This is a genomic window from Photobacterium sp. Ph5 (assembly GCF_022129445.1).
GTDB lineage: Bacteria > Pseudomonadota > Gammaproteobacteria > Enterobacterales > Vibrionaceae > Photobacterium.
In genome coordinates, this window is the sequence record NZ_JADQAQ010000047.1 from 1 (window position 1) to 26,050 (window position 26,050).

A 26,050-nucleotide genomic window follows, 5' to 3' on the forward strand; every position below is an offset into this window, starting at 1 on the left:
TAGTTCAAAAAAATCCCCAAGCTGCAGCTTAGGGATTTGTGTATAAGAGACAGGCTTAATTGCAGGCTTTGTTGCTTTTATTCTAATACGTTATCAATTATGCGTGTTTATTGATTGTGCGTATTAGCGACGCTTCCAATACTTCTTGCTGCTCAACGCTAAGATTACAACCTTGATCATTAACCAGAATAAAGAAGTCTTCAGCGCGTTCACCAATAGTGGTTATTTTCGCCGCTTGCAAACTAATATTGTGTTCGGCAAATACAGCTCCCACTTTGGCTAATAATCCTGGCATGTCTAACGCAACTAATTCCATCATCGTTTTCTTTCCTGTTTTGGTCGGTAGAAAACTGACTTTAGTTTTTACATTAAAGTGTAATAGCTTACGTGGTGCTCGACGGATTTTTCGCTCAGATTTCATCACTGTTAACGCTTTCGTTAATGTGCGTCGAATAGTGGTATGACGGTTTTCATTGATTGCTTTACCGTTAGGATCTAACACCATAAAAGTATCGAGTGTGTAACCATCTTTACTATTCATTATTTGAGCGTCATGGACACTTAAGTTCTTCTTATCTAGCTCTGAAACGACGATAGCAAAAAGCTTGGCTTTATCTTTGCTATACACGAACACCTCAGTGCCGCCACGGGTTGCTTTTTTACTGAGTAAGATTAGCGGTTTGTCATGATCGTGCGTAAGCAAGGCTTCAGCATGCCACGCCAGTTGTTTGTGGGTATGGCGAAGAAAGTAATCAGCTTTAAAGCGTTGCCATAAAACTTCAATTTCACGTGGCTGAAAACCTTTACTACGTAACATGGCAGAAGCTAATTGTTGATTGTGACGAATACGGTCACGCACATCCGGTGTGTTTTCTAAACCGCGACGTAATGCTTTTTGGGTTGAGTAGTAAAGCTCGGAGAGGAGAGTACGTTTCCAACTGTTCCATAAGTCTTGGTTCGTGGCACAGATATCAGCAACGGTTAAGCAGACTAAATAGTCCAGACGTTCTTCATCTCGCACTTCTTTAGCAAATTCAGTGACCACTTCGGGATCGTAAATATCACGACGTTGTGCGGTTACTGACATGAGAAGGTGTTTTTTAACTAACCATGAAACAATATTGGCTTCTGGTCGTGAGAGCCCATGCTGGATACAAAAGTCATAGGCATCGACAGCACCGAGTTCAGAGTGATCGCCTTTTCGACCTTTTGCTATATCGTGAAAAATAGCTGCCAGAATTAATAATTCTTTCTTAACAATACGAGGATAGATTTCACAGCAAATCGGGTGGCGTTGTTGATTTTCTGGATCGCTAAATTTATTCAGGTTTTTGATCACACGAATACTGTGCTCATCGACGGTATAAACGTGGAATAAATCAAATTGCATTTGGCCAACAATGTGGCTCCATTGCGGTAGATAAGCGGATAACACGCCGTGACGATGCATCAAGCGAAAGGCTTTTTGCAAGGCGTTGGGTTGTCGGACCAACTCCATGAACTTTTCACGAGCAGTTGGGATTTCAATTAGGAAGAGATTCAGTCGCCGACGGGCGGTGCGAAGTTGACGCAGTGTTGGCGCCGCAATACCTTCAATCTCAGAGTTTTTAGCAACATGAAGGAACATGTCTAAAATAGTTTCAGGACGCGCTTGGAATAGCGCTGGCTTGGTGGCTTCAATTAAATTCCCACGAATTTGAAAGTCCTCATCAAGTATGGTGGGTGCGGTATCTTTTTGTTGGGTAATAATCGCTTGTTCAAATAGCTGTAGTAGCATTTTATTGAGCTCAGCTACGCGACGAAGCGTGCGGTAGAACTCTTTCATCATCATTTCGACATGACGATTCCCTTCCCCTTGATAACCTAAGTTGTCAGCGACCGATGCCTGATGATCAAAAGTAAGGCGATTATCATAACGACGAAGTTCGATATGTAATGCAAAGCGAATTCGCCACAGCTCATTTTGGCATTCAACCAGTTCACGATACTCAGCATCAGTTAAAAAACCATGGCGACTCATTTCAAATAAGCTAGTGGCGCCAAAGTGTCGGCGTGCAACCCAACTTAAGGTATGAATATCTCGCAGTCCGCCAGGGCTTGATTTTATATCAGGTTCTAAATTATAGGTGGTATCGTGATAACGAGCGTGGCGTTTTTTTTGTTCTTCTAACTTGGCTTTATAAAACGTATGACTTGGCCAGAATGCGCCATCATTAATAGATTCAATAAGGTGGTTATAGGTGCCTTTATTGCCGCATAAATAACGGGCTTCGGTTAAGTTTGTTGCAACGGTTAGGTCATTTTTACCAACATCAATACATTCAGCAACAGTACGGACACTTTGTCCTACTTCTAATCGAAGATCCCACAGTAGCGTAATAAATTCACTGACTTTTGCGCCAATCTCATCGCTAATGGGTTGCTCACTTAAAATTAAAATATCGACATCTGAAAGAGGGTGAAGCTCACCTCGACCATAACCACCTACAGCAACGAAAGCTAAATCTGATTGCTGTGAAAATCCATAAAAATGCCATAAACGTTGTAGAAGTTGATCAATATAGTTACTGCGAGCGGTAACTAGATCAGCAATAGGAACGTGCTGAAAAAAACATTCTTTTTGTTGTTCAGCAAAAGTGGTCAATGTATTGCGTAAATTATCGAGCGTGATGTCTTGATCAAGGTAACTATCAAGTTGAAGAGAAAGGGTATCCGTCATGGCAGTCCGTGCTATTGCTAAATCTTATCTTTACTATAACGACTACCAGTGAGGAACAACATGTATAGAGGAAAAAAAACCGACACAAATGGTCGGTTTTTATGATCGTGTTAACGAAGTCGTTATGTTATGCGTTATGCATAAGGCGTGGAATTGTTTCTTCTGCACGAAGCGTTAAAATTTCACAACCATCTTTAGTTACTAGCAGAGTATGTTCCCACTGCGCTGATTTCTTACCATCTACGGTGTAAACTGTCCAACCGTCTTGATCATCAGATTCACAACCGAATTTACCGGCGTTGATCATTGGCTCGATAGTGAAACACATACCTTCTTTTAGGACGGTACGATCGTTGTTTTTGTAGTGAACTACTTGTGGTTCTTCGTGGAACTCATTTCCGATACCGTGACCACAGTAATCTTTAACAATAGAGAAACGGCTATTACCAGATTTGATAAACTTCTGAATAGCGGTACCAATATCACCTACACGTGCACCTGGTTTTACTTTTTTAATGGCTAAGTAAAGGCTTTCTTGTGCTACTCGACATAGACGCTTGTCTTCGAGTGATACTTCACCCACTTCAAACATTTTTGATGTATCGCCATGGTAACCATCTTTAATAACGGTTACGTCGATATTAATAATATCACCATCTTTTAGCACTGCTGGCTTAATGTATTTGCCATTTGCTTCTGGCACTTCTTCATCAGCTTGTGCTGGAATACCATGACATACTACGTGGTTAATTGAAGTACATACTGATTTTGGAAAACCATGGTAATTCAGTGGTGCTGGGATAGCTTGCTGATCTTTAGTGATGTAGTCATGACAAATACGATCAAGCTCTTCGGTAGTTACACCAGCTTTAACGTGGGGTTCGATCATTTCTAGCACTTCAGCAGCCAAACGGCCCGCAACGCGCATTTTTTCAATTTCTTCAGCCGTTTTGATCTTAATGCTCATATAATCGTCTCTATTTGTATGTTTTGCTATAGCGCTATATTACCAGTCGCTTAGGGCTAATGGAAAGATAAGATTCATTCTCATAACCAGATTTGACTAGATTTAGCGCCTAAATATGTGGTATAAAGCGCGCCGTGATCGGTGATTTTGTTTCTTTCGATAACATATATTTTTGCGTAAGCACTAATATATAGGTACGAAGGTGCGACTTGATTGAGTCACACACTCTTATTTTATTATTCACACATATCGACACATCTGCCGGGGTGCTCGGTTACCTAATAAGGTAACAATAGCTTTAAAAGTTATTATCGGGTCGGTTTTTAGATGGGATATGTGGACGCCTAACCCCATAGAGGATTATTCAATGGCAACTGTATCAATGCGCGACATGCTTCAGGCTGGTGTACACTTTGGTCACCAAACTCGTTACTGGAACCCAAAAATGAAGCCATTCATTTTCGGCGCTCGTAACCGTGTACACATCATCAACCTAGAAAAAACTGTACCAATGTTCAATGCAGCACTAGCTGAAATTGAAAAAATTGCAGCTCGTAAGGGTAAAGTTCTTTTCGTTGGTACTAAGCGCGCAGCTAGCGAATCAATCAAAGAAGCAGCAGTAAGCTGTGACCAGTACTACGTAAACAACCGTTGGTTGGGTGGTATGTTGACTAACTGGAAAACTGTTCGTCAATCAATCAAGCGTCTTAAAGATCTTGAAGCTCAATCTACTGATGGTACTTTCGACAAGCTAACCAAGAAAGAAGCGCTAATGCGTACTCGTGAAATGGAAAAGCTTGAGAAATCACTAGGTGGTATTAAGAACATGGGCGGCCTACCAGACGCAATGTTCGTAATCGGCGCTGACTGTGAGCACATCGCAATCAAAGAAGCTAACAACCTAGGTATCCCAGTATTCGCTGTTGTTGATACTAACTCTGATCCAGACGGCGTTGACTTCGTTATCCCAGGTAACGATGACGCAATCCGTGCGATCCAGCTTTACACTGGTGCTGTAGCTCAAACTGTTAAAGAAGCTCGTAACCAAGATATCGCTGTTCAAGCTGAAGAAGACGGTTTCGTAGCTGAAGCTTAATAAGTACTTGTTACTTACCGAGCCTCTTAAGTTACCTTGTGTAAACTAAGAATGGTTACCAGGGGCCGATAGGGCCCCTGATTTTTACTCGAAGAATTAAATCTGAGGATTATGACAATGGCAACAGTTACAGCTGCCCTAGTTAAAGAACTGCGTGAGCGTACTGGCGCAGGTATGATGGATTGTAAAAAAGCGCTTGTAGAAGCTAACGCTGACATCGAGCTTGCAATCGAAAATATGCGTAAGAGCGGTGCTGCTAAAGCTGCTAAGAAAGCAGGTAACGTAGCAGCTGAAGGTACTATCATCATCAAAGAAGCGGCTGGTAAAGCTGCTCTTGTTGAAGTTAACTGCCAAACTGACTTCGTAGCAAAAGATGGTAGCTTCCTAGCATTTGCTAACGAAGTTGCTGACGCTGCACTTGCTGGTCACAAATCAGTAGAAGAACTTCAAGCACAATTTGAAGAAGCGCGTATCGAGCTAGTTGCTAAAATTGGTGAGAACATCTCTATTCGTCGTGTAGATTACATCGAAGGCGAGAAAGTTTCTGCTTACACACACGGCACTCGTATCGCTGTTGTTGTTGCTGGTAACGGCGACGAAGAAACACTTAAGCACATCGCAATGCACGTTGCTGCATCTAAGCCAGAATACGTTAACCCATCTGACGTACCAGCTGAAGTTGTTGCTAAAGAGCGCGAAGTTCAAGTTGAAATCGCAATGAACGAAGGCAAGCCACAAGCAATCGCTGAGAAGATGGTTGAAGGCCGCATGAAGAAGTTCACTGGCGAAGTTTCTCTAACTGGTCAAGCTTTCATCATGGAACCAAAGAAAACTGTTGGTGACGTACTGAAAGAAACTGGTGCTACAGTAACTAACTTCATTCGTCTAGAAGTTGGTGAAGGTATCGAGAAAGCTCAAGAAATGAGCTTTGCAGAAGAAGTAGCAGCTGTTCAGAAGGGTTAATCCTTCTTTATAAGAATGCCAAAGACCGTAGCCAAGGCTGCGGTCTTTTTACAACTCCATATCTCAAGTTAGCCTGGAAGGTAAAACACATGACCACAAACCCAAAACCAACTTATCAACGAATTTTGCTTAAGCTAAGTGGTGAAGCACTACAAGGCGAAGAAGGTTTCGGCATTGACGCACAAGTTCTTGACCGTATGGCTCAAGAAATCAAAGAACTCGTTGAACTGGGTGTTCAAGTAGGCCTAGTTATTGGTGGTGGTAACTTATTCCGTGGTGCTGGCCTTGCAGAAGCAGGTATGAACCGAGTTGTGGGCGACCACATGGGTATGCTAGCAACTGTAATGAACGGCTTAGCAATGCGTGATTCTTTGCACCGTGCCTATGTGAACGCTCGAGTAATGTCTGCTATTCCTCTAAATGGTGTTTGTGATAACTACAACTGGGCTGATGCAATTAGCCAGTTACGCCAAGGCCGTGTAGTGATTTTCTCTGCAGGTACAGGTAACCCATTCTTCACCACCGATTCTGCGGCATGTCTACGTGGTATCGAAATTGAAGCTGATGTTGTGTTAAAAGCGACCAAAGTGGACGGTGTTTACACAGACGATCCAGTTAAGAACCCAGATGCAGTACTTTGTGATAAGCTAAGTTACCAAGATGTACTTGAAAAAGAATTAAAGGTAATGGATTTAGCCGCCTTTACACTTGCTCGTGACCACAATATGCCAATTCGTGTCTTTAACATGAATAAACCAGGCGCACTACGTCGCGTAGTGATGGGTGAGCAAGAAGGTACGCTAATCACTAATGCTTAAGCAAAAGTGGGCAACTGATTAATTGAAAAAGTAGCTTTACTTTTTTACTGTGACCGAATTATCAAGGGTATTTATCGTGATTAACGAAATCAAACAAGACGCGCAAACGCGCATGGAAAAAAGTGTTGATGCACTACGAAACCAACTAGTAAAAATCCGTACAGGTCGTGCTCACCCAAGCCTACTTGATACGATTCATGTTGAGTACTACGGTGCGAATACACCGTTAAATCAAGTAGCAAACGTTGTTGCGGAAGATGCTCGTACTCTTGCTATTACTGTATTTGACCGTGAATTAGCACCAAAAGTAGAAAAAGCAATCATGATGTCTGATTTGGGTCTAAACCCAATGTCTGCAGGTACCGTGATCCGTGTTCCTCTTCCACCGCTAACAGAAGAGCGTCGTCGTGATCTTGTTAAGATTGTACGTGCAGAAGCAGAACAAGGTCGCGTTGCTGTTCGTAACATTCGTCGTGATGCAAATGCAACCGTTAAAGGTTTATTAAAAGATAAAGAAATTTCTGAGGATGATGATCGTCGTGCACAAGACGAAATTCAGAAATTAACTGATGATGCGATTAAGAACATCGATGCTGTTCTTGAAGTCAAAGAAAAAGAGTTAATGGAAGTTTAAAACTTTATTTTTTAAGTTTTAAATAGCTAGAAGCGCTGTGCGTGCAGCACGGCGCTTTTTTTTGAGGGATAGAGATGGCAGAGCATTCAATCGAGGCTGGGCTTTCGGCAGATTGTCTTCCTAACCACATTGCTGTGATTATGGATGGTAATGGTCGTTGGGCAAAAGCCAAAGGCAAAGCTCGGGTGTTTGGTCACAAGGCTGGCGTAGAAGCCGTGCGAAAAACAGTCTCTACTGCAAATCGTCTTGGTATAAAAGCATTAACGCTATTTGCTTTTAGTAGTGAAAACTGGCGTCGTCCTGAAGCAGAAGTATCACTCTTAATGGAGCTTTTCATGACAGTATTAAGTCGTGAAGTAAAAAGGCTTCATAAGAATAATATTCAGTTACGTATTATTGGTGACAAAAGTCGTTTTAGTCAGCGCTTACAAGAAAAAATTGCAGCGGCAGAAACATTAACGGCTGACAATACAGGTATGGTGCTGAACATTGCTGCTAATTACGGTGGTCAATGGGATATTTTAGAAGCGGCTAAAAGGTTAGCTCAACATGCGATTGATAATGACCTTGATCTCGCAACCGTAACTGAACAAGATTTAGCATCAGGATTATCAACGTATGGATTACCTGATGTTGATCTGTTAATCCGTACTAGTGGAGAGTGCCGAATCAGTAACTTTATGTTATGGCAGACAGCTTATGCAGAGTTATTCTTTACTGAACAACATTGGCCTGACTTTGATGAGTCAAGTTTAATGAATGCGGTTGCCTGGTTCGTGACTCGTGAGCGTCGCTTTGGCTGTACTGGCGAGCAGATACAAGCATTGTTAAAATAAAAGTTATTATTTTTCGCCAATGCACAGCAATGTGTGTTGGCGTTATTATTTACAGTGAATATGGCCTTTGCCTATACAATAATTATATAGAGGACGCAGTTTGCTAAAGCAACGAATTATTACCGCATTAATCCTCGCTCCACTTGTTATTGCGGGGATCTTTTTCTTACCATTTCCAGCCTTTGTTGCAGCCATTGCTGTAATAACGTTAGTGGGCTTTTGGGAATGGACTCAGTTTGTTAATACCCCATCTCGTATTAGTGCAATGATTCTACCTGTGATTGCATTGGGTGCTAGCCTAGTGTTATTACCAGTAGATGCAGCGTCACTTTCTTTGATGGGGGGAGGCTTGCATGGGGTGTTATTAGTGGGTGGGATATGGTGGTTAATCGCATCGGTATTAGCGATTACATACCCTAAAACTGATAAATTATGGGCCTCCAATTCCTTTACCAAACAAATTTTTGGCTTATTAACTCTACTTCCGTTTTTTTGGAGTATTTTAATGTTACGTGCTGTAGATTACAGCAACGATCCGTATCATGGTGCTAAGCTTGTTTTATTGGTTTGTTTCTTAGTTTGGTCTGCCGATACTGGTGCCTATTTTTCAGGAAAACGTTTTGGTAAACACAAAATGGCGCCAGCCGTTAGTCCGAATAAAACAATTGAAGGCTTAATTGGTGGCGTGATTTTAGCCGTTATCATTACTTGGCTAGGTGCAAATATTCTTTCTATTCCGTTTGTCTCAATCTCAAGCTTACTATCGATCGCAATTATAACGGTTGTGATCTCTGTGCTTGGTGATTTAGTCGAGAGTATGTTTAAACGAGCTTCTGGCGTTAAAGATAGCGGTAATATATTACCGGGACATGGTGGGATTTTAGATCGTATTGATAGCCTAACAGCAGCAATCCCCGTTTTTGCATTACTTTATCTCTGGTTAATGTAAGCCATTTCTTTTCTAAGGCAGCCATTACGCTGCCTTTTTTGTTAGTGTAAGTGATTTTATGCGTAAGTTAACGATCCTTGGGGCAACAGGCTCTATTGGTAGCAGTACTTTAAATGTTGTAGCGAAAAACCCAGCGTTATTTGAAGTGGTTGCACTTGCTGCTGGTTCAAATGTTGAAAAAATGTTTGCGCTTTGTCAGCAATGGCAACCGAAATTTGCTGCTATGTTTGATACTACAGCTGCAGCTGAATTGGCGACGTTATTAAAGCAGCAAGAAATCACAACAATAGTGCTTTCTGGCGAGCAGGGCGTATGTGAGGTTGCAGCACTTGATGATGTAGATACTGTTATGGCGGCGATTGTTGGTGCAGCAGGCTTATTACCCACAATGGCGGCAGTAAAAAAAGGCAAGCGTATTTTACTTGCTAATAAAGAAGCGCTTGTGATGACGGGGCAAATGTTCATTGATGCATGTGAACAATATGGCGCGGAATTACTGCCTGTTGATAGTGAGCATAATGCAATTTTTCAATCGTTACCGACCAAGATTCAACAACGTATGGGACGTTGTGATTTATCAGCGTCTGGCGTGAGTAAAGTATTATTAACCGGATCTGGTGGCCCGTTTAGATACACTGATATTGCAGAGCTAGCTACTGTAACTCCAGCCATGGCTATTGCGCACCCTAACTGGTCAATGGGGCCGAAAATATCTGTTGATTCAGCCACAATGATGAATAAAGGACTAGAGTATATTGAAGCTCGCTGGTTATTTAATGCCAGTCGTGAGCAGATGGATGTGATTATTCACCCGCAATCTGTTATTCACTCAATGGTGCAATATAAAGATGGCTCAGTCATTGCACAAATGGGATTACCCGATATGTGTACACCAATTGCCTGTGCAATGGCTTATCCAGAGCGTGTCGATGCGGGGGTTGCTCCGCTTGATTTTAGTCAAATTGGTGAATTTACGTTTATGAAGCCAGACTTTGATCGTTATCCATGCTTGAAGCTTGCTATTGATGCCTGTTATCAAGGTCAAGCAGCAACAACAACGTTGAATGCTGCAAATGAAATGGCCGTTGCTGCATTTTTAGCGGGGGAAATTTGCTTTACAGATATTGCTAAAGTGAACCAAAAAGTGCTAGAAATAGCCGTGCTTGTTGAACCTCACGATATTGCTGAAGTGATGGAAATTGATAAACAAGCTCGTCAACTTGCTTCAGATGTCATCACCAAGGAATTTGCATGATTGAGTTTATCCGCAATTTAAGTGCTTTTTTAGTTGCTCTAGGAATATTAATTGCTGTCCATGAGTTTGGTCACTTTTGGGTAGCTCGCCGTTGCGGTGTGTATGTTGAACGTTTTTCTATCGGTTTCGGTAAGGCTCTTTTCCGTCGTAAAGGAAAAGACGGAACGGAATATACATTGGCAATGATCCCTCTAGGTGGCTATGTAAAAATGCTTGATGAGCGGGTAGAAGAAGTGCCTGCTGAAAAGCGTCATATGGCGTTTAATAATAAAAAGCTTTGGCAACGAAGTGCAATTGTTGCAGCAGGTCCTTTAGCTAACTTTATTTTTGCTATATTTGCCTATTGGGTTGTTTACCTCATTGGTGTACCAGCATTAAAGCCGTTTATTGGTGAAGTCGCTCCACAATCTATTGCGGCTCAAGCAGGAATTACACCAGGGATGGAACTTAAATCCATTTCAGGAATCGAAACATCAGATTGGGAATCAGCCAATATGGCAATGGTCTCTCATATCGGTGATAAGAGTATGGTGATCACAGCGACAGAGCCTGACAGTAATGTCATCGTGACACGCACTTTAGATCTATCTCATTGGTCTTATGATCCAGAGTCTCAGCAAGTACTAAAAACATTAGGTATTACGCCTTATCGACCTAAAGTTACGTTAAATGTCGCGCAATTGGTGGATAATAGTGCTGCAGTAGATGCAGGATTTAAATTAAATGATAAGATTGTAGCAATTGATAAAAAGCCTGTAACTGAGTGGCAGCAGTTTGTTGATGCGGTGCGTACGCATCCAGATCAACCGCTTTCAGTTGAAGTGTTGCGAGATGATGAACCGGTGATGTTATCATTAGTTCCTCGTAGCAAGGTTGAATCAGATGGTCGTCAAGTTGGTTATGTAGGATTAGCGCCAGCGATTGAACCATGGCCTGAGTCTTATAAGATTAACTTGCAGTTTGGTCCAATTGAAGCTGCAGTTAAAGCAACAGAAAAAACCAAACAATTAGTGACGTTAACCTTTGATATGGTCACTAAACTGTTTACAGGTGATGTTGCAATTAAAAACCTCAGTGGACCGATATCTATTGCAAAAGGTGCAGGAATGACCGCCGATTTTGGGCTAGTCTATTTTCTTGGATTCTTAGCATTGATAAGTGTCAATTTAGGTATAGTTAATTTGTTACCGCTTCCTGTATTGGATGGAGGACATTTAATGTTCTTCGCCATTGAAGCTGTAACCCGTCGTCCTGTATCAGAACGAATTCAGGATATTGGCTATAGAATGGGATCAGCCGTTTTGGTTGCGTTAATGGCCGTTGCGCTATTCAATGATTTTACCCGTCTTTAATAATGCGTTTTTAGCAAGGAATAATCAGAACAGTAATGGCGATTAAAAAACTGTTGGTCGCATCGCTGCTTTTAACCAGTAGCGTTGCGCATAGTGCGGAAGATAAATTTGTAGTTGATAACATTCGTTTTGAAGGACTTCAACGTGTCACGTTAGGTGCTGCATTGTTAAAAATGCCAGTTCGCGTTGGAGATACTGTTGATAAACAGGATATTTCAGAACTGATCAAGTCACTTTACTCTTCTGGCAACTTTGAAAATATTAGAGTATACCGTGACGGTAATACGCTTCAGATCGATGTAACAGAGCGTCCTACTATTGCTAATATTACTTTCGCAGGTAACAAAGCGATCAAAGCTGAGCAGCTAAAAGAAAATTTAGAGGCTTCTGGTTTGCGAGTGGGTGAAGCGCTTGATCGTACAACGTTACGAAAAATTGAAAAAGGGTTAGAGGATTTCTATTACAGTGTTGGTAAATACAACGCGACAGTAGAAGCTGTTGTTACACCTCTACCTCGTAATCGTGCTGATGTTAAATTTGTTTTCACTGAAGGTGTGTCTGCAAAAATTAAGCAGATTAACATTTTAGGTAACCATGTTTTCAGTGATGATGAGTTACGCAGTAAGTTCACACTTAAGGATGATGTGCCTTGGTGGAACTTTATGGCGAATGAAAAATATCAAAAACAAGTATTACAAGGCGACTTAGAGGCGCTGCGTTCTCAATACTTGAATAATGGTTATTTGAAGTACCGTCTTGATGAAACACAGGTGTCTATTTCACCGGATAAAAAAGGTGTGTATATCACCCTTAAAATCCATGAAGGCCATCAGTACAAAGTTAAGAATGTACAGTTCCGCGGTGATGTTGCAGGTCGTGTTGCTGAGTTCGATAAGCTAGTAACATTTAAAGCAGGCTCAGTGTACAACGGTGCTGCTGTTACGTCGCTAGAAGAAGCGGTTAAACGTAAGCTTGGTGAAGCTGGTTACGCTTACCCGAAAGTAACAACATACCCAGAGTTTGATGATAAGACCAATGAAGTATCATTGGTGGTAAATGTTGAACAAGGTAAACGTATTTACGTTCGCAATATCGAGTTTCGTGGTAATACCAATACTAAAGATGAAGTTTTACGCCGTGAAATGCGTCAAATGGAAGGTACTTGGTTAAATGCGAAGAAGATTGAAACCGGTAAATCTCGTTTAAACCGTACGGGTTTCTTTGAAAATGTCGATGTACAAACGGTACGTGTACCAGGTTCTGATGATCAGGTTGACATTAAGTACAACGTAAAAGAAGCCAATTCTGGTAGTGTTAACTTTGGTGTTGGCTATGGTACTGAATCAGGTATTAGTTTCCAAGCTGGTTTAACTCAAGATAACTTCTTAGGCACTGGTAATCGTTTTGGCATCAATGCGATGACCAATGATTACTCGAAAAATATCAGTCTTGAGTACAACGATCCTTACTTCACGATTAATAACGTAAGTCTGGGTGGTAAGATTTATTACAACGAGTTTGAAGCATCTGATGCGAATATCTCGGATTATACCAACCAAAGCTACGGTACAAGCTTAACGTGGGGTTTCCCATTTAATGAGTTAAATTATTTCAACTTTAGTTTGGGTTACGATCATAATAAGATTTCGAATGTTTCTGATTACTACCAAGTTAATCAATTTAAGAGAATTCATGGCTTTGATTTAGATCCCGATAGTGCTATTGAGTTAGATGACTTTAGTTGGACCATTGGTTGGACACGTAACAACTTAAACCGAGGTTACTTCCCAACTTCTGGTAATCGCCAAGACTTCTCATTTAAGATGACAATTCCTGGTTCTGACTCACAGTACTTCAAAGCGCAGTACAACGTTCGTCAATACATACCGTTAACAGAAAAACAAGATTTTAGCTTATTACTACGTGGTAAGTTGGGTTACGGTAATGGTTACGGTACAACAGATAATGGTAGCGATCAGCTAATGCCATTCTACGAAAACTTCTATGCTGGTGGTTTTAGTACGATTCGTGGCTTCCGTTCAAATACTGTGGGGCCTAAGGCTATAAATCCAGTCAACATTGATGGCGGAACGAATAACCCTGAATGGGTAAATAGTGATGATGCTGCTGGTGGTAATGCGATTGCACTTGCGAGTATGGAATTGATTGTTCCAACACCATTTGCATCAGATGAGCTTAAGAATCAGATCCGTACCAGTTTCTTTGTTGATGCCGGCTCTGTTTGGGATACTGAATTTCACCCACCAGGCATTACAAAGAATATCCCGGATTACTCTGATCCAGGTATGATCCGCGCCTCTGCAGGTGCAGCTTTACAGTGGATGTCACCAATGGGTCCACTTGTATTCTCGGTTGCTAAGCCAATCAAGAAATATGAAGGGGATGATGAGGAATTCTTCACATTCACTATTGGTCAGACATTCTAATTTTGAGGAGAGAACTTTTGAAACAATGGATTAAAGCAGCAAGTCTTGGCTTGGTAATTCTATCTTCGTCTATGTACGCAAATGCAGCGGAAGCTGCTCAAAAAATTGGTTACGTATCTACTGGTCAAGCAATGTCTGAGTTAGCTCAGCGTTACAAGGTTCAAGATAAGTTAAAGAAAGAATTCAGTGGTCGTGTAGCGCAACTACGTTCTATCGAAACTAAGATGAAGAGCAAGATTGACAAAATGAAGCGTGATGGTGAGCTTATGAGCTCAGATCAACGTCAAAAGCTACAGCGTGAGCTTGCTCAACTTGATTCTGATTACAAACTAAAAGCACAAGCACTTGCTGAAGATCAGCGTCGTCGTGGTATGGAAGAAGAGCAAAAGCTTGTTAAGAAAATCCGTACAGCGATTGATACAGTGGCAGCGAAAAACGGCTATAACATTGTGCTAGATGCACAAGCTGTTTTATTCGCAAATAAGAAAGATGATCTTTCTTCTAAAGTGATTGCTGCGGTAAAATAATCAGTAATACAAAGTAATAACGATTGGTATATCGCCATTTTCGCGATATACCAGTTTTTATCGTATCTAGCAGCCACTTTTGTGGCTGTTGTTACAATAGGTATAAGGTAAATATGGCGGCAATCACACTTGCTAAACTAGCTGAAAAATTAGGTGCAGAGCTTCAAGGCGATGGCTCTGTGGAAATTCATTCTATTGCTGGAATGAGCAAGGCTGTGGAAGGTCAAATAACGTTCCTTTCTGATAGCAAATACCGTAAGCAACTTGCTGATTGCAAGGCTGATGCAGTAATGCTACGAGAAGCGGATGTCGAATTCTTCCAAGGTAATGCATTAGTTGTTAAAGATCCTTACTTAAGCTACGCATTAGTTGCACAACTATTAGATACAACGCCTGTAGCAGCAACGGAGATAGCCAAATCGGCATTTATTGATCCAACGGCTACGATTGGTGATAACGTTGCTATCGGTCATAACGCAGTGATTGAAGCGGGTGTTACCTTAGGTAATAACGTACAAATTGGTGCGGGATGCTTTATTGGTAAAAATGCAGTGATTGGTGCTAATACTAAGCTATGGGCGAATGTAACTATCTACCACAATGTTGAGTTAGGTAGTGATTGTTTAGTGCAATCAAGCACAGTCATTGGCGCTGATGGTTTCGGCTATGCTAATGATAAAGGCGAGTGGGTTAAAATTCCTCAACTTGGCTCTGTGCGTATTGGTAACCGCGTTGAAATCGGTTCATGTACGACGATTGACCGTGGTGCATTAGATGACACCATTATCGAAGATAACGTCATTATCGATAACCAAATGCAAATCGCTCATAACGTGCAGATCGGATATGGTACAGCGATGGCGGGTGGTACAATTGTCGCAGGTAGTACCAAAATTGGTAAATACTGCATCATTGGCGGTGCATCAGTATTAAATGGCCATATCAACATTGCTGATGGTGTTACCATCACTGGTATGGGCATGGTAATGCGTAGTATCGAAGAAAAGGGTATGTATTCTTCAGGTATTCCATTACAAACTAATCGCGAGTGGCGTAAGACTGCAACGCGTGTTCATCGTATTGACGATATGAATAAGCGTTTGAAAGCTGTTGAGAAAGAACTCGCAGCAAAAGATAAGTAAGTTTTACGTAATAAGTTAACGTGCCTACCTTTGTGTAGGCCGTTTTGCATTTATTTTGAATATTATTTTATTCTCATTAAGACAGGAATTTAGTTTTGACCAGCGAAAATAAGACGCTTAACATCACAGAAATTCAGGAACTGCTTCCTCACCGTTATCCATTTCTAATGATTGATCGCGTGATCAACTATGATGAAGGTAAGACGCTAACAGCGATTAAAAATGTTTCTGTCAATGAGCCTCAATTTACTGGTCATTTCCCGAATATGCCGGTATTCCCAGGCGTAATGATCTTAGAAGCAATGGCGCAGGCAACAGGGTTACTAGCATTTAAAACCTTTGGTGCGCCTGCTGAGAATGAACTGTACTACTTTGCAAGTATCGATAAAGCGAAATTTCGTAAGCCTGTAGGTCCTGGTGATCAACTAGTACTAGAAGTTGAATTTCTAAAAGAGCGTCGTGGTATTGCTATGTTTAACGGTGTAGCAAAAGTTGACGGCGAAGTAGTGTGTTCTGCTGAACTTAAATGTGCACGACGAGTATTCTCATGATCCATGAAACCGCACAAATTCATCCGTCAGCAGTGATTGAAGACGGTGTAAAGATTGGCGCTAACGTGAAAGTTGGCCCATTCACTTATATTGCCACTGATGTTGAAATCAGTGATGGCACTGAAGTGATGTCACATGTTGTGATCAAAGGTCCAACAGTGATCGGTAAAGATAACCGTATCTTCCCATTTGCCGTGATCGGTGAAGAGTGCCAAGACAAAAAATACCAAGGTGAAGCTACTCGCCTTGTGATTGGCGATCGCAACGTGATCCGTGAAAGTGTCCAAATGCATCGTGGTACGGTACAAGATAAAGGCGTCACTATAGTCGGTAGCGATAACCTTTTCTGTGTTAACGTTCATATTGCTCACGACTGTGTGGTGGGTGACAACATTATTATGGGTAACAATGCGACGTTAGCCGGTCACGTAACAGTTGAAGATTACGCGATTATTTCTGCACTATCGCCAGTACACCAATTCTGTACTGTCGGCGCACATAGTTTTATCGGCGGCGGCTCTATTGTTGTTCAAGATGTGCCACCATTTGTAATGGCGCAAGGTAACCACGCGAAACCGTTCGGTATTAATATCGAAGGCTTAAAGCGTCGTGGTTTTGAAAAGCCAGAATTACATGCTATCCGTCGTGCATATAAAGAAATTTACCGTTCAGGTAAAACGCTAGCTGAAGTAAAACCTGTACTTGAAGAAATGAGTAAAGATTATCCTTCAATTGGCTTATTCCTGAAACTATTTGAAAACTCGACACGCGGTATTATTCGCTAATGACGAAGCCACTTCGAATAGGAATTGTCGCCGGAGAAATCTCCGGCGATATTTTAGGTACCGGTTTTATTAAAGCGGTTAAAGTCAAATACCCCGATGCTGAATTTGTTGGTGTTGCAGGTCCTCGTATGCAAGCAGAAGGCTGTGAAGCCCTGTTTGATATGGAAGAGCTTGCCGTGATGGGCATTGTTGAAGTATTAGGTCGCTTACCTCGATTATTTAAGGTCAAAGCAGAGCTGGTTAACTACTTTAGCGATAATCCGCCAGACGTTTTTGTTGGTATTGATGCTCCTGATTTTAACTTACGCTTAGAAAAAGATTTAAAAGATCGCGGTATAAAAACTGTGCATTATGTCAGCCCATCGGTATGGGCATGGCGTCAAAAGCGTATCTTTAAAATTGAAGCTGCTACTGACCTTGTGCTGGCTTTCTTACCATTCGAAAAAGCGTTTTACGATAAGTTTAATGTGCCTTGTGAGTTTGTTGGTCACACTATGGCAGATGCCATTCCATTACAAACGGATCAAGCAGCAGCGCAAGCATTGTTGGGGTTAGACTCTGATAAACGATGGCTTGCGGTATTACCCGGTAGCCGTGGCAGTGAAATGGAAATGCTTGCACCACTGTTTATCGAAACGTGTAAACAGCTGAAGGCTAAACATCCTGATTTAGGTTTTGTCGTTGCGTTGGTAAATCAAAAGCGTCGAGCACAATTTGAGCAAGCGTGGCAGCAAACAGCGCCAGAACTCGACTTCGTGCTGGTCGATGATACGGCACGTAATGTGATGATTGCGTCAGATGCAGTATTGCTCGCATCGGGTACGGTTGCACTGGAATGTATGTTAGTGAAGCGGCCGATGGTAGTGGGCTATAAAGTGAAACCACTAACGGCGTGGCTGGCTAAGAAAATGCTTAAAACCAAGTATGTTTCATTGCCAAATATCCTTGCAGATGAAGAGCTAGTTACAGAACTTTTGCAAGAAGACTGCACACCAGAGAAGCTTTATCACGAAGTGGATAAAATGCTATATGGTGACACTTCTGAGCTTATGTTGAAATTTGAACAGATGCATAAAACCATTCGTTGTAATGCTGATGAGCAAGCAGCAAATGCCGTCCTTGCCTTGATTGATAGAGCGTAAAATGGCTGAGAAAAAAGAGTTTGAACCGTTTGTTTACCCGCAAGCACATTGTATTGCAGGGGTTGATGAAGTCGGTCGTGGGCCATTAGTTGGCGCAGTGGTGACAGCGGCTGTGATTTTAGACCCAAATAATCCCATTGAAGGTTTAACGGATTCTAAAAAGTTGACCGAAAAAAAACGCAATTTGTTGTTTGATGAAATCAAAGAAAAAGCTTTGTCTTGGTCATTAGGTCGTTGTGAAGCAGACGAAATTGATAAGTTGAATATCTTGCAAGCAACCATGGTTGCGATGCAGCGCGCAGTAGCAGGCTTAAGTGTACAGCCAGATTACGTGCTTATTGATGGTAACAAAGTACCTGAATTACCGATGGCGGCTCAAGCTGTGGTAAAAGGGGATTTACGTGTTGCAGAGATCAGTGCAGCGTCTATTATCGCTAAAGTAACCCGCGATCGTGAAATGGAAGTATTGGATGCTGAGTTTCCACAGTACGGTTTTGCAAAACACAAAGGTTATCCAACCAAAGCACACTTTGAAGCATTAGAGCAATACGGTGCAATAGAGCAGCATCGTAAGAGCTTTAAACCCGTAAAGCGAGTGCTGGGTTTAGACTAAACGATTTTTTATTATTGTAGACTAATGGCATAGCTATTCGCTATGCCATTTTTTGTTTGCTCAATACCTCTCATACCTCGTTTCAGGTATAATTTTCATAATTAAGTTACGTAATAAATTAGGTTGTCATGGCAGAACCACGTTTTATCCACCTTCGTGTTCATAGTGATTATTCGATGATTGACGGGTTGGCAAAAGTAAAGCCAATCGTTAAAAAGGCATCAGATCTCGGTATGCCTGCACTTGCAATGACAGATTTTACTAACCTTTGTGGTTTGGTGAAATTTTACTTTGCTGCTCATGATGCCGGAATGAAGCCGATTATCGGTGCTGATTTCAAAGTACAGTCTGCAGAAATGGGCGATGAGTTATTTGAACTTACGATCCTTGCTGCTAATAATGAAGGTTATAAAAACCTTACGTTATTGATTTCTGAAGCTTATCAACGTGGTCATGTACAGCACCAGCCTGTTATTGATAAAGAATGGCTCGTGAATCACCGTGAAGGACTCATTATCCTATCTGGTGGTAAAAATGGTGACGTGGGTAAGGCCTTACTTAAAGGCAACCAGAAAATGGTTGATAGCTTTGTTGCTTTTTATCAAACCCATTTTCCGGATAGTTACTATTTGGAATTAGTACGTACAGGACGTGCTGATGAAGAAGCTTATCTTCACTTTGCCATTGAACTAGCAGAAAAAGCTGATTTACCTGTAGTTGCGACCAATGATGTCCGCCTGTTAACCGCTGATCAGTTTGATGCGCATGAAATTCGCGTGGCGATCCATGACGGCTATACACTGGTTGATCCTAATCGTCCTAAACTTTATAGCGCACAGCAGTACCTTCGTAGTGAAGAAGAAATGTGCGAGTTATTTGCTGATATTCCAGAAGCATTACAAAACTCGGTTGAGATCGCTAAACGTTGTAACGTAACTGTCCGATTAGGTGAGTACTTCTTACCTAATTTCCCAACAGGCGATATGACAATTGAAGACTTCTTGATTGCGAAATCCAAAGAAGGACTCGAAGAGCGTTTAGAATTTTTATTTCCCGATCCAGAGGTGCGTGCTGCTCGTCGCCCTGAATATGATGAGCGTTTAGATATCGAATTAAAAGTTGTTAACCAAATGGGATTCCCTGGTTACTTCTTGATCGTAATGGAATTTATACAGTGGTCGAAAGATAACGATGTACCGGTAGGTCCTGGCCGTGGTTCAGGTGCGGGTTCATTGGTTGCTTACGCGCTGAAAATCACCGATCTAGATCCGCTTGAATTTGACCTGCTTTTTGAGCGATTCTTGAACCCTGAACGTGTTTCCATGCCCGATTTCGATATCGACTTCTGTATGGATAAGCGTGATTTGGTTATCGATCACGTGGCTGAAATGTATGGCCGTGATGCGGTATCGCAGATCATTACGTTTGGTACCATGGCAGCGAAAGCGGTTATTCGCGATGTTGGTCGTGTGCTAGGTCACCCGTATGGTTTTGTTGATCGCATTTCAAAGTTAGTGCCAGCAGAGCCTGGGATGACACTCGCTAAAGCGTTTGATGCCGAACCTCAATTAGGTCAAGCCTATGATGCGGATGAAGAAGTCCGCGACTTGATTGATATGTGTCGCATTCTTGAGGGGGTAACGCGTAACGCAGGTAAACACGCTGGTGGTGTGGTTATCTCGCCAACAACCATTACCGACTTTGCTCCCTTATATTGTGATGCAGAGGGTAATAACCCTGTTACTCAGTTTGATAAAAATGATGTAGAAACTGCAGGCTTGGTTAAGTTTGACTTTTTAGGTCTACGTACATTAACCATTATTGACTGGGCATTGGCGCTAATTAATCCTCGCTTGATTGAGCAAGGTAAAGAGCCTGTTAACATTGCAGCGATTCCAATGGATGATCCTAAATCCTTTGCGATGTTACAACGCTCTGAATCAACTGCGGTATTCCAGCTCGAATCCCGTGGTATGAAAGATCTGATCAAACGTCTTCAACCCGACTGTTTTGAAGATATGATCGCTCTCGTAGCACTATTTCGTCCCGGGCCGTTGCAATCAGGCATGGTAGATAACTTTATTGACCGTAAGCACGGTCGAGAAGCGGTTTCTTATCCTGATGAAAAATGGCAACACGAGTCATTAAAAGAAATTCTCGATCCGACATACGGCATTATCTTGTACCAAGAGCAGGTAATGCAGATCGCACAGGTGCTGGCGGGTTATACCCTTGGCGGCGCGGATATGCTTCGTCGTGCGATGGGTAAGAAAAAGCCTGAAGAAATGGCGAAACAGCGAGCCGTGTTTGAAGAAGGCTCGATTAAAAATGGCGTTGATGGCGAGCTATCAATGAAAATCTTTGACTTGGTAGAGAAATTTGCCGGTTACGGATTTAACAAATCGCACTCAGCCGCCTATGCGTTGGTGTCTTACCAAACCTTGTGGCTAAAAGCACATTACCCTGCAGAATTTATGGCAGCTGTAATGACAGCCGACATGGATAATACAGACAAGATCATTAGCTTGGTTGACGAATGTCACCGTATGAAGCTAAAGCTGCTACCGCCTGATGTTAACAAAGGTTTATATCGCTTTAATGTTGATGAAGACGGTGCCGTTGTTTACGGTATCGGTGCGGTAAAAGGGGTCGGTGAAGGCCCGATTGAAAATATTATCAGTGCCCGTGAAAAAGGCGGCTACTTTAAAGATTTATTTGATTTTTGTGCCCGTATTGATACTAAAAAAGTCAATAAACGCGTCTTAGAGAAACTGATTAAGTCGGGTGCGATGGATCGTTTAGGGCCTAATCGTGCTGCGATGCTGGCAACCTTAGATGATGCGATAAAAGCAGCGAGTCAGCACCATCAAGCCGAAGCCTTTGGCCAAGCCGACATGTTTGGTGTGTTAACAGCTGCACCTGAAGAAGTTGAGAATAAGTATGCTAATATTCCTGAAGCACCAGATAAAGTCTGGTTGGAAGGCGAGCGTGAAACATTAGGTTTATACCTAACAGGTCACCCTATTAATGCATATCTCTCAGAATTAAAACATTACACGACATGGCGTTTAAAAGATGCACAGCAAACAGGACGTGATAAAGTAGCAACTGTTGCTGGACTTGTTATTGCCGCGCGTGTAATGACAACTAAACGTGGTACTAGAATTGGCTTAATGACGCTGGATGATCGTTCAGGTCGTATGGAAGTCATGTTATTCTCTGATGCCTTAGATCGTTATATTGATCTGCTTGAAAAAGATAAAATTGTTGTGATATCAGGACAGGTCAGCTTTGATGATTTCAACGGTGGCCTTAGAATGTCTGCACGTGAAGTGCTCGATATATCAGAAGCGAGAGAAAAACATCTCCGTGGTCTTGCTATATCGGTAACAGAACAGCAGATTGATGAGCAGTTTTTTGCCCGTTTCAGCCAGGTGCTGGAACCACACAGAGCAGGTACAGTGCCTGTTAATGTGTACTATCAGCGCTCGAATGCCCGTGCCAAACTCACTTTAGGAACAGAATGGCGAATAACGCCAGCCGATCAATTAATATCGGATCTAAAAACACTCCTAGGTGATAAGCAGGTCGAGCTTGAGTTTAATTAAATGCGCTTAATGTTTATGATAGGGTAGTTAAGTCCCTATCATCATCATAAGCAAAAGGATTTTAAGTGGTATGAGCCTGAACTTCCTCGAGTTTGAACAACCGATAGCAGAGCTAGAAGCAAAAATTGAAGCATTACGTGATGTATCTCGTCGTGATGAGTCTAATTCGGTTGATCTAGAAAAAGAAATTGAGCAACTAGAAAAGAAAAGCCTAGAGCTAACCAAGAAAATCTTTGGTGATCTTGGTGCATGGCAGGTTGCGCAACTCGCACGCCATCCTCAGCGCCCATATACTTTTGATTATGTCGAGCACATGTTCGAAGAGTTCGATGAATTGGCTGGCGATCGTGCATTTGCCGATGATAAAGCGTTAGTTGGTGGTATTGCCCGCATTGATGGTCGCCCTGTTATGGTAATTGGTCATCAAAAAGGTCGTGGTACGACTGAGAAGGTAAAGCGTAACTTTGGTATGCCTAAGCCTGAAGGTTATCGTAAAGCATTACGTTTAATGAAAATGGCAGAGCGCTTTAATATGCCTGTGATCACTTTCATTGATACAGCAGGTGCATATCCTGGTGTGGGTGCTGAAGAACGCGGTCAATCAGAAGCTATTGCGATGAACCTAAAAGTGATGGCTGGCTTGAAAGTGCCTGTTATCTGTAATGTAGTTGGTGAAGGCGGCTCTGGTGGTGCATTAGCGATTGGTGTGGGTGATTGCGTTAATATGCTGCAATACTCAACGTATTCTGTTATTTCACCTGAAGGTTGCGCATCAATCTTATGGCGTGATTCAGATAAAGCACCGCAAGCGGCAGAAGCCATGGGCATGACAGCCCCTCGTCTTAAAGAGCTTGAGCTAATTGATAACATTATTGAAGAGCCACTAGGTGGTGCTCACCGTAATGTGCCGTTAATGGCAAATACATTAAAAGCACAGCTTAAAGCAACATTGGCTGAACTTGATGAATTAGATACTGAGACGTTACTTGAACGTCGTTATCAGCGCCTTATGAGTTATGGTTACTGCTAAAACTGAGTGTCATGTATAGCAAAAGGTCAGCGTTCAGCTGGCCTTTTTTGTTTTTCCCGTTTAGTGCTTTGATTGCCTGCGCTAGACTATAGTTTTTCTTAGTGTTGAAAATATCATGTTGTATTCCACTTTTTGTCATCAACTTTTAACTCATCTCCCCGTTAGTAAGCGCTATGTCCTTGCTTTTAGTGGTGGGTTAGATTCGCGTGTATTGCTTGATTTAATGGCGCGATTTATTACGCAATATCCGGAATATAGCTGCCATGCCGTTTATGTACACCATGGGTTAAGCTCTAATGCTGATATATGGGCTGATAAGTGTGTGGTTTGGGCTAAAAGTGCAGGTATTAGCTGTGATGTTGAACGGGTTAAAGTACGAACAGGAAGCCGAATTAGCCTAGAGCAAGCAGCACGAGAAGCGCGGTATGAAATCTTAGCGCAACATGTTAATAAGGGTGACATGTTATTAACTGCTCAACACAGTGATGATCAGATTGAAACTTTTCTATTAGCATTAAAGCGCGGAAGCGGTCCTGCCGGATTGGCTGCAATGCCTATTATACTTCCTTTTGCTAAAGGGATGCATTTAAGACCATTACTCAGCGTTACACGTGCTGATATTGAGCAATACGGATTAGCGCATCAACTTTCTTGGGTCGAGGATGAAAGTAACCAAGATGAGCGTTATGATCGCAATTTTATTCGTCATCAAATTACTCCTCGTCTATTAGCGCGTTGGCCAAGTATTCATAAAGCAATTGTACGAAGTAGTACATTGTGTGGTGAACAAGAAGCATTATTAGCTGAGTTATTAGCAACCCAACTTACTCAAGCTATCCAACCAGATGGTAGTTTACTGCTTGTTTCAGATGTGACCCAACGTGTCGGTATGGCGTTAATTCGCCAATGGTTAAAAAAACAATCAGTTTTAATGCCGTCATTAGCGCAGCTAGAACAGATTTGGTTTAACGTTGTACAGGCAAAAGAGGATGCGAATCCTAAATTGTGTTGGGCAAATGTTGAAGTTCGTCGCTATCAGAAGAAATTATATTTGCTGCAACAATGGGATGATATTAGTCAGTGGAAAGGCAATCTTAAATTAGATACGCCTTGCTTGTTACCGCAAGATTTAGGAACGCTAACTCTAAACCCAAAGAGTGATGAACCTTTATTAAGACATGCAGAGCCTAATGAGGCTATAACGGTACGTTTTCATTACCAAGGTGATGCGATTAAACCTGTAGGGCGATGTGGCAGTAGAAAATTAAAAAAACTTTATCAAGAATACCGTGTGCCAAGTTGGTTACGTAGTCGTACACCTCTTATTTTTTATGGTGATAAGCTAGCTGCTGTTGTGGGGTATTTTGTTATCGCTGAGTTTGCCGGTAATGATATCGCCATTAATCTCAACTCATAAAAATCCAAATAAGACGTAACTTTCAAGCAAGATCACACAATCGATATTTTGTCGCTATATTCTTATTCATCTTAATTAGTAATAAGGTAGAACTACGGTACTTTAGCGTTTTGTTTTTCAGTAAGGGATATGAATGAGAATTGGTGTTTTATGTGGTGGAAGATCCAGCGAACGTGAAGTTTCACTAAAATCTGGAGCACGTATTATCGCTGCAATAAAAACACTTGGCCATGAGGCAATTCATCTTGATCCGTGTGATATTGATATTTCTATGTTGAATCTTTATCAGTTAGATAAAGTCTTTATTGCACTGCATGGTGGTATTGGTGAAAGTGGGCATATCCAATCGTTACTGGATATTTTACAAATTCCTTATGTTGGATGTGGTCTGTTATCGTCTGCTGTTTCACTCAATAAATTGAAAACAAAAGAAGTTTGGCTAGCTAATAATTTATTAACTGCACCTTGGGTATTAATACGTAAGGCAATGACACAGCAAGAAATATTAGCTTGCTGTCAAAATATCACATTCCCTGTTGTAATAAAGCCGCTTAATCAAGGTTGTAGTATCGGAGTTACTAAAGCGGATAATGAGGAACAACTTTGGCACGCACTATTAGCGGCATTTGAGTATGATGCCGAAGTTTTGGTTGAACAATTTATTGCTGGCCGTGAATATACTTGTGCTGTTTTAAATGACAAAGCTTTACCCGTTGTACAAATTTGCTCTGAATCCTTTTTTGATTGGAGTGCTAAATTTGGAACTCAGAGTGCAACGTATCATTGTCCATCAGATCTTAATGCTGATGAAGAAAGTGCAATGCAAGCTTCGGCTTTATCCGCTTACCAAGCTTTAGGTTGCAGAGGGTGGGGCAGAGTCGATGTTATATTAACGGAAAATAATGATATTTATCTTATTGAGATGAATACCATACCGGGAATGACGGAGCGCAGTGTTTACCCAATGGCAGCAGCACAAGCCGGCTTTAGTTATGAAGAGCTAATTTCTGAACTGCTTGACCAGGCACAATTTGATCATATTTAATTAAAGTGATGAAACACTGTAATAAAGCATTTGTTACGGTGTTTTTTTATGCTTTTAAATTATGTTTAATAAGGATGTATATGTAGTTAACTGGATCTATGTTGTTTTTTTAGGCTGCTTAGTAACTTTTTATTGCGATAAAATACAAAAGCTA

General features: G+C 41.7%; 21 protein-coding genes. 19 read left to right on the plus strand and 2 right to left on the minus strand.

Annotation, left to right across the window (positions count from 1 at the left end; genetic code table 11):
* Positions 1-97 precede the first annotated feature (97 nt).
* Positions 98-2,719 (minus strand): bifunctional uridylyltransferase/uridylyl-removing protein GlnD, encoded by a 2,622-nt coding sequence (gene glnD, locus I3259_RS15950; protein WP_238030606.1) that lies wholly within the window; start codon positions 2,717-2,719, stop codon positions 98-100.
* A 127-nt stretch (positions 2,720-2,846) separates the two neighbouring features.
* Positions 2,847-3,686, minus strand: a complete 840-nt coding sequence (gene map / locus I3259_RS15955; RefSeq protein WP_238030608.1) for a type I methionyl aminopeptidase — start codon at positions 3,684-3,686, stop codon at positions 2,847-2,849.
* 367 nt (positions 3,687-4,053) lie between these two features.
* On the opposite strand from map, the gene rpsB reads away from it, so the two are divergent.
* The 19 genes from rpsB (at position 4,054) to I3259_RS16050 (ending at position 25,896) form a co-directional block, all read left to right on the plus strand.
* Positions 4,054-4,782, plus strand: coding sequence for a 30S ribosomal protein S2 (gene rpsB, locus I3259_RS15960; RefSeq protein ID WP_238030610.1), 729 nt, complete (start codon positions 4,054-4,056; stop codon positions 4,780-4,782).
* Positions 4,783-4,899: 117 nt separating this feature from the next.
* A complete protein-coding gene (gene tsf / locus I3259_RS15965; RefSeq protein ID WP_238030612.1) occupies positions 4,900-5,745 on the plus strand; it encodes a translation elongation factor Ts in 846 nt (281 codons plus the stop codon).
* 89 nt (positions 5,746-5,834) lie between these two features.
* Positions 5,835-6,563, plus strand: a complete 729-nt coding sequence (gene pyrH, locus I3259_RS15970; RefSeq protein WP_004998455.1) for a UMP kinase — start codon at positions 5,835-5,837, stop codon at positions 6,561-6,563.
* A gap of 76 nt (positions 6,564-6,639) precedes the next feature.
* On the plus strand, positions 6,640-7,197 hold the full coding sequence (gene frr, locus I3259_RS15975) for a ribosome recycling factor (RefSeq protein WP_005371660.1): 558 nt from the start codon (positions 6,640-6,642) through the stop codon (positions 7,195-7,197).
* Between the two features lie 74 nt (positions 7,198-7,271).
* The gene (locus I3259_RS15980) at positions 7,272-8,033 is read left to right on the plus strand and encodes an isoprenyl transferase (protein WP_238030614.1); all 762 of its coding nucleotides are present in this window, start codon (positions 7,272-7,274) and stop codon (positions 8,031-8,033) included.
* A gap of 100 nt (positions 8,034-8,133) precedes the next feature.
* Complete coding sequence (locus I3259_RS15985; RefSeq protein ID WP_238030616.1) at positions 8,134-8,982, plus strand: phosphatidate cytidylyltransferase; 849 nt, start codon at positions 8,134-8,136, stop codon at positions 8,980-8,982.
* 58 nt (positions 8,983-9,040) lie between these two features.
* Positions 9,041-10,237 (plus strand): 1-deoxy-D-xylulose-5-phosphate reductoisomerase, encoded by a 1,197-nt coding sequence (gene ispC / locus I3259_RS15990; protein ID WP_238030618.1) that lies wholly within the window; start codon positions 9,041-9,043, stop codon positions 10,235-10,237.
* Positions 10,234-11,589 (plus strand): sigma E protease regulator RseP, encoded by a 1,356-nt coding sequence (gene rseP, locus I3259_RS15995; protein ID WP_238030619.1) that lies wholly within the window; start codon positions 10,234-10,236, stop codon positions 11,587-11,589. The genes ispC and rseP overlap by 4 nt, the downstream gene beginning before the upstream one ends.
* A gap of 35 nt (positions 11,590-11,624) precedes the next feature.
* Positions 11,625-14,036, plus strand: a complete 2,412-nt coding sequence (gene bamA / locus I3259_RS16000; RefSeq protein WP_238030621.1) for an outer membrane protein assembly factor BamA — start codon at positions 11,625-11,627, stop codon at positions 14,034-14,036.
* A 17-nt stretch (positions 14,037-14,053) separates the two neighbouring features.
* Positions 14,054-14,563: an OmpH family outer membrane protein gene (locus I3259_RS16005; RefSeq protein ID WP_238030622.1), complete on the plus strand. Its 510-nt coding sequence runs from the start codon at positions 14,054-14,056 to the stop codon at positions 14,561-14,563.
* 113 nt (positions 14,564-14,676) lie between these two features.
* Positions 14,677-15,705, plus strand: a complete 1,029-nt coding sequence (lpxD, locus tag I3259_RS16010; protein ID WP_238030624.1) for a UDP-3-O-(3-hydroxymyristoyl)glucosamine N-acyltransferase — start codon at positions 14,677-14,679, stop codon at positions 15,703-15,705.
* A 95-nt stretch (positions 15,706-15,800) separates the two neighbouring features.
* On the plus strand, positions 15,801-16,256 hold the full coding sequence (gene fabZ / locus I3259_RS16015) for a 3-hydroxyacyl-ACP dehydratase FabZ (protein ID WP_008986239.1): 456 nt from the start codon (positions 15,801-15,803) through the stop codon (positions 16,254-16,256).
* Positions 16,253-17,041 carry an acyl-ACP--UDP-N-acetylglucosamine O-acyltransferase gene (gene lpxA / locus I3259_RS16020; RefSeq protein ID WP_238030625.1) on the plus strand — a complete coding sequence of 263 codons (789 nt, stop codon included), beginning with the start codon at positions 16,253-16,255 and terminating at the stop codon, positions 17,039-17,041. The genes fabZ and lpxA overlap by 4 nt, the downstream gene beginning before the upstream one ends.
* Positions 17,041-18,183, plus strand: coding sequence for a lipid-A-disaccharide synthase (gene lpxB / locus I3259_RS16025; protein WP_238030626.1), 1,143 nt, complete (start codon positions 17,041-17,043; stop codon positions 18,181-18,183). Before lpxA ends, lpxB begins: the two co-directional genes overlap by 1 nt.
* Before the next feature lies 1 nt (position 18,184).
* Positions 18,185-18,796, plus strand: coding sequence for a ribonuclease HII (rnhB, locus tag I3259_RS16030; RefSeq protein WP_238030628.1), 612 nt, complete (start codon positions 18,185-18,187; stop codon positions 18,794-18,796).
* Between the two features lie 128 nt (positions 18,797-18,924).
* The gene (gene dnaE, locus I3259_RS16035) at positions 18,925-22,404 is read left to right on the plus strand and encodes a DNA polymerase III subunit alpha (protein ID WP_238030630.1); all 3,480 of its coding nucleotides are present in this window, start codon (positions 18,925-18,927) and stop codon (positions 22,402-22,404) included.
* A gap of 70 nt (positions 22,405-22,474) precedes the next feature.
* Positions 22,475-23,434, plus strand: coding sequence for an acetyl-CoA carboxylase carboxyl transferase subunit alpha (accA, locus tag I3259_RS16040; RefSeq protein ID WP_238030631.1), 960 nt, complete (start codon positions 22,475-22,477; stop codon positions 23,432-23,434).
* Between the two features lie 115 nt (positions 23,435-23,549).
* Positions 23,550-24,851 carry a tRNA lysidine(34) synthetase TilS gene (tilS, locus tag I3259_RS16045; protein ID WP_238030633.1) on the plus strand — a complete coding sequence of 434 codons (1,302 nt, stop codon included), beginning with the start codon at positions 23,550-23,552 and terminating at the stop codon, positions 24,849-24,851.
* 133 nt (positions 24,852-24,984) lie between these two features.
* Positions 24,985-25,896, plus strand: a complete 912-nt coding sequence (locus I3259_RS16050) for a D-alanine--D-alanine ligase (RefSeq protein WP_238030634.1) — start codon at positions 24,985-24,987, stop codon at positions 25,894-25,896.
* The last annotated feature ends 154 nt before the right edge of the window (positions 25,897-26,050 follow it).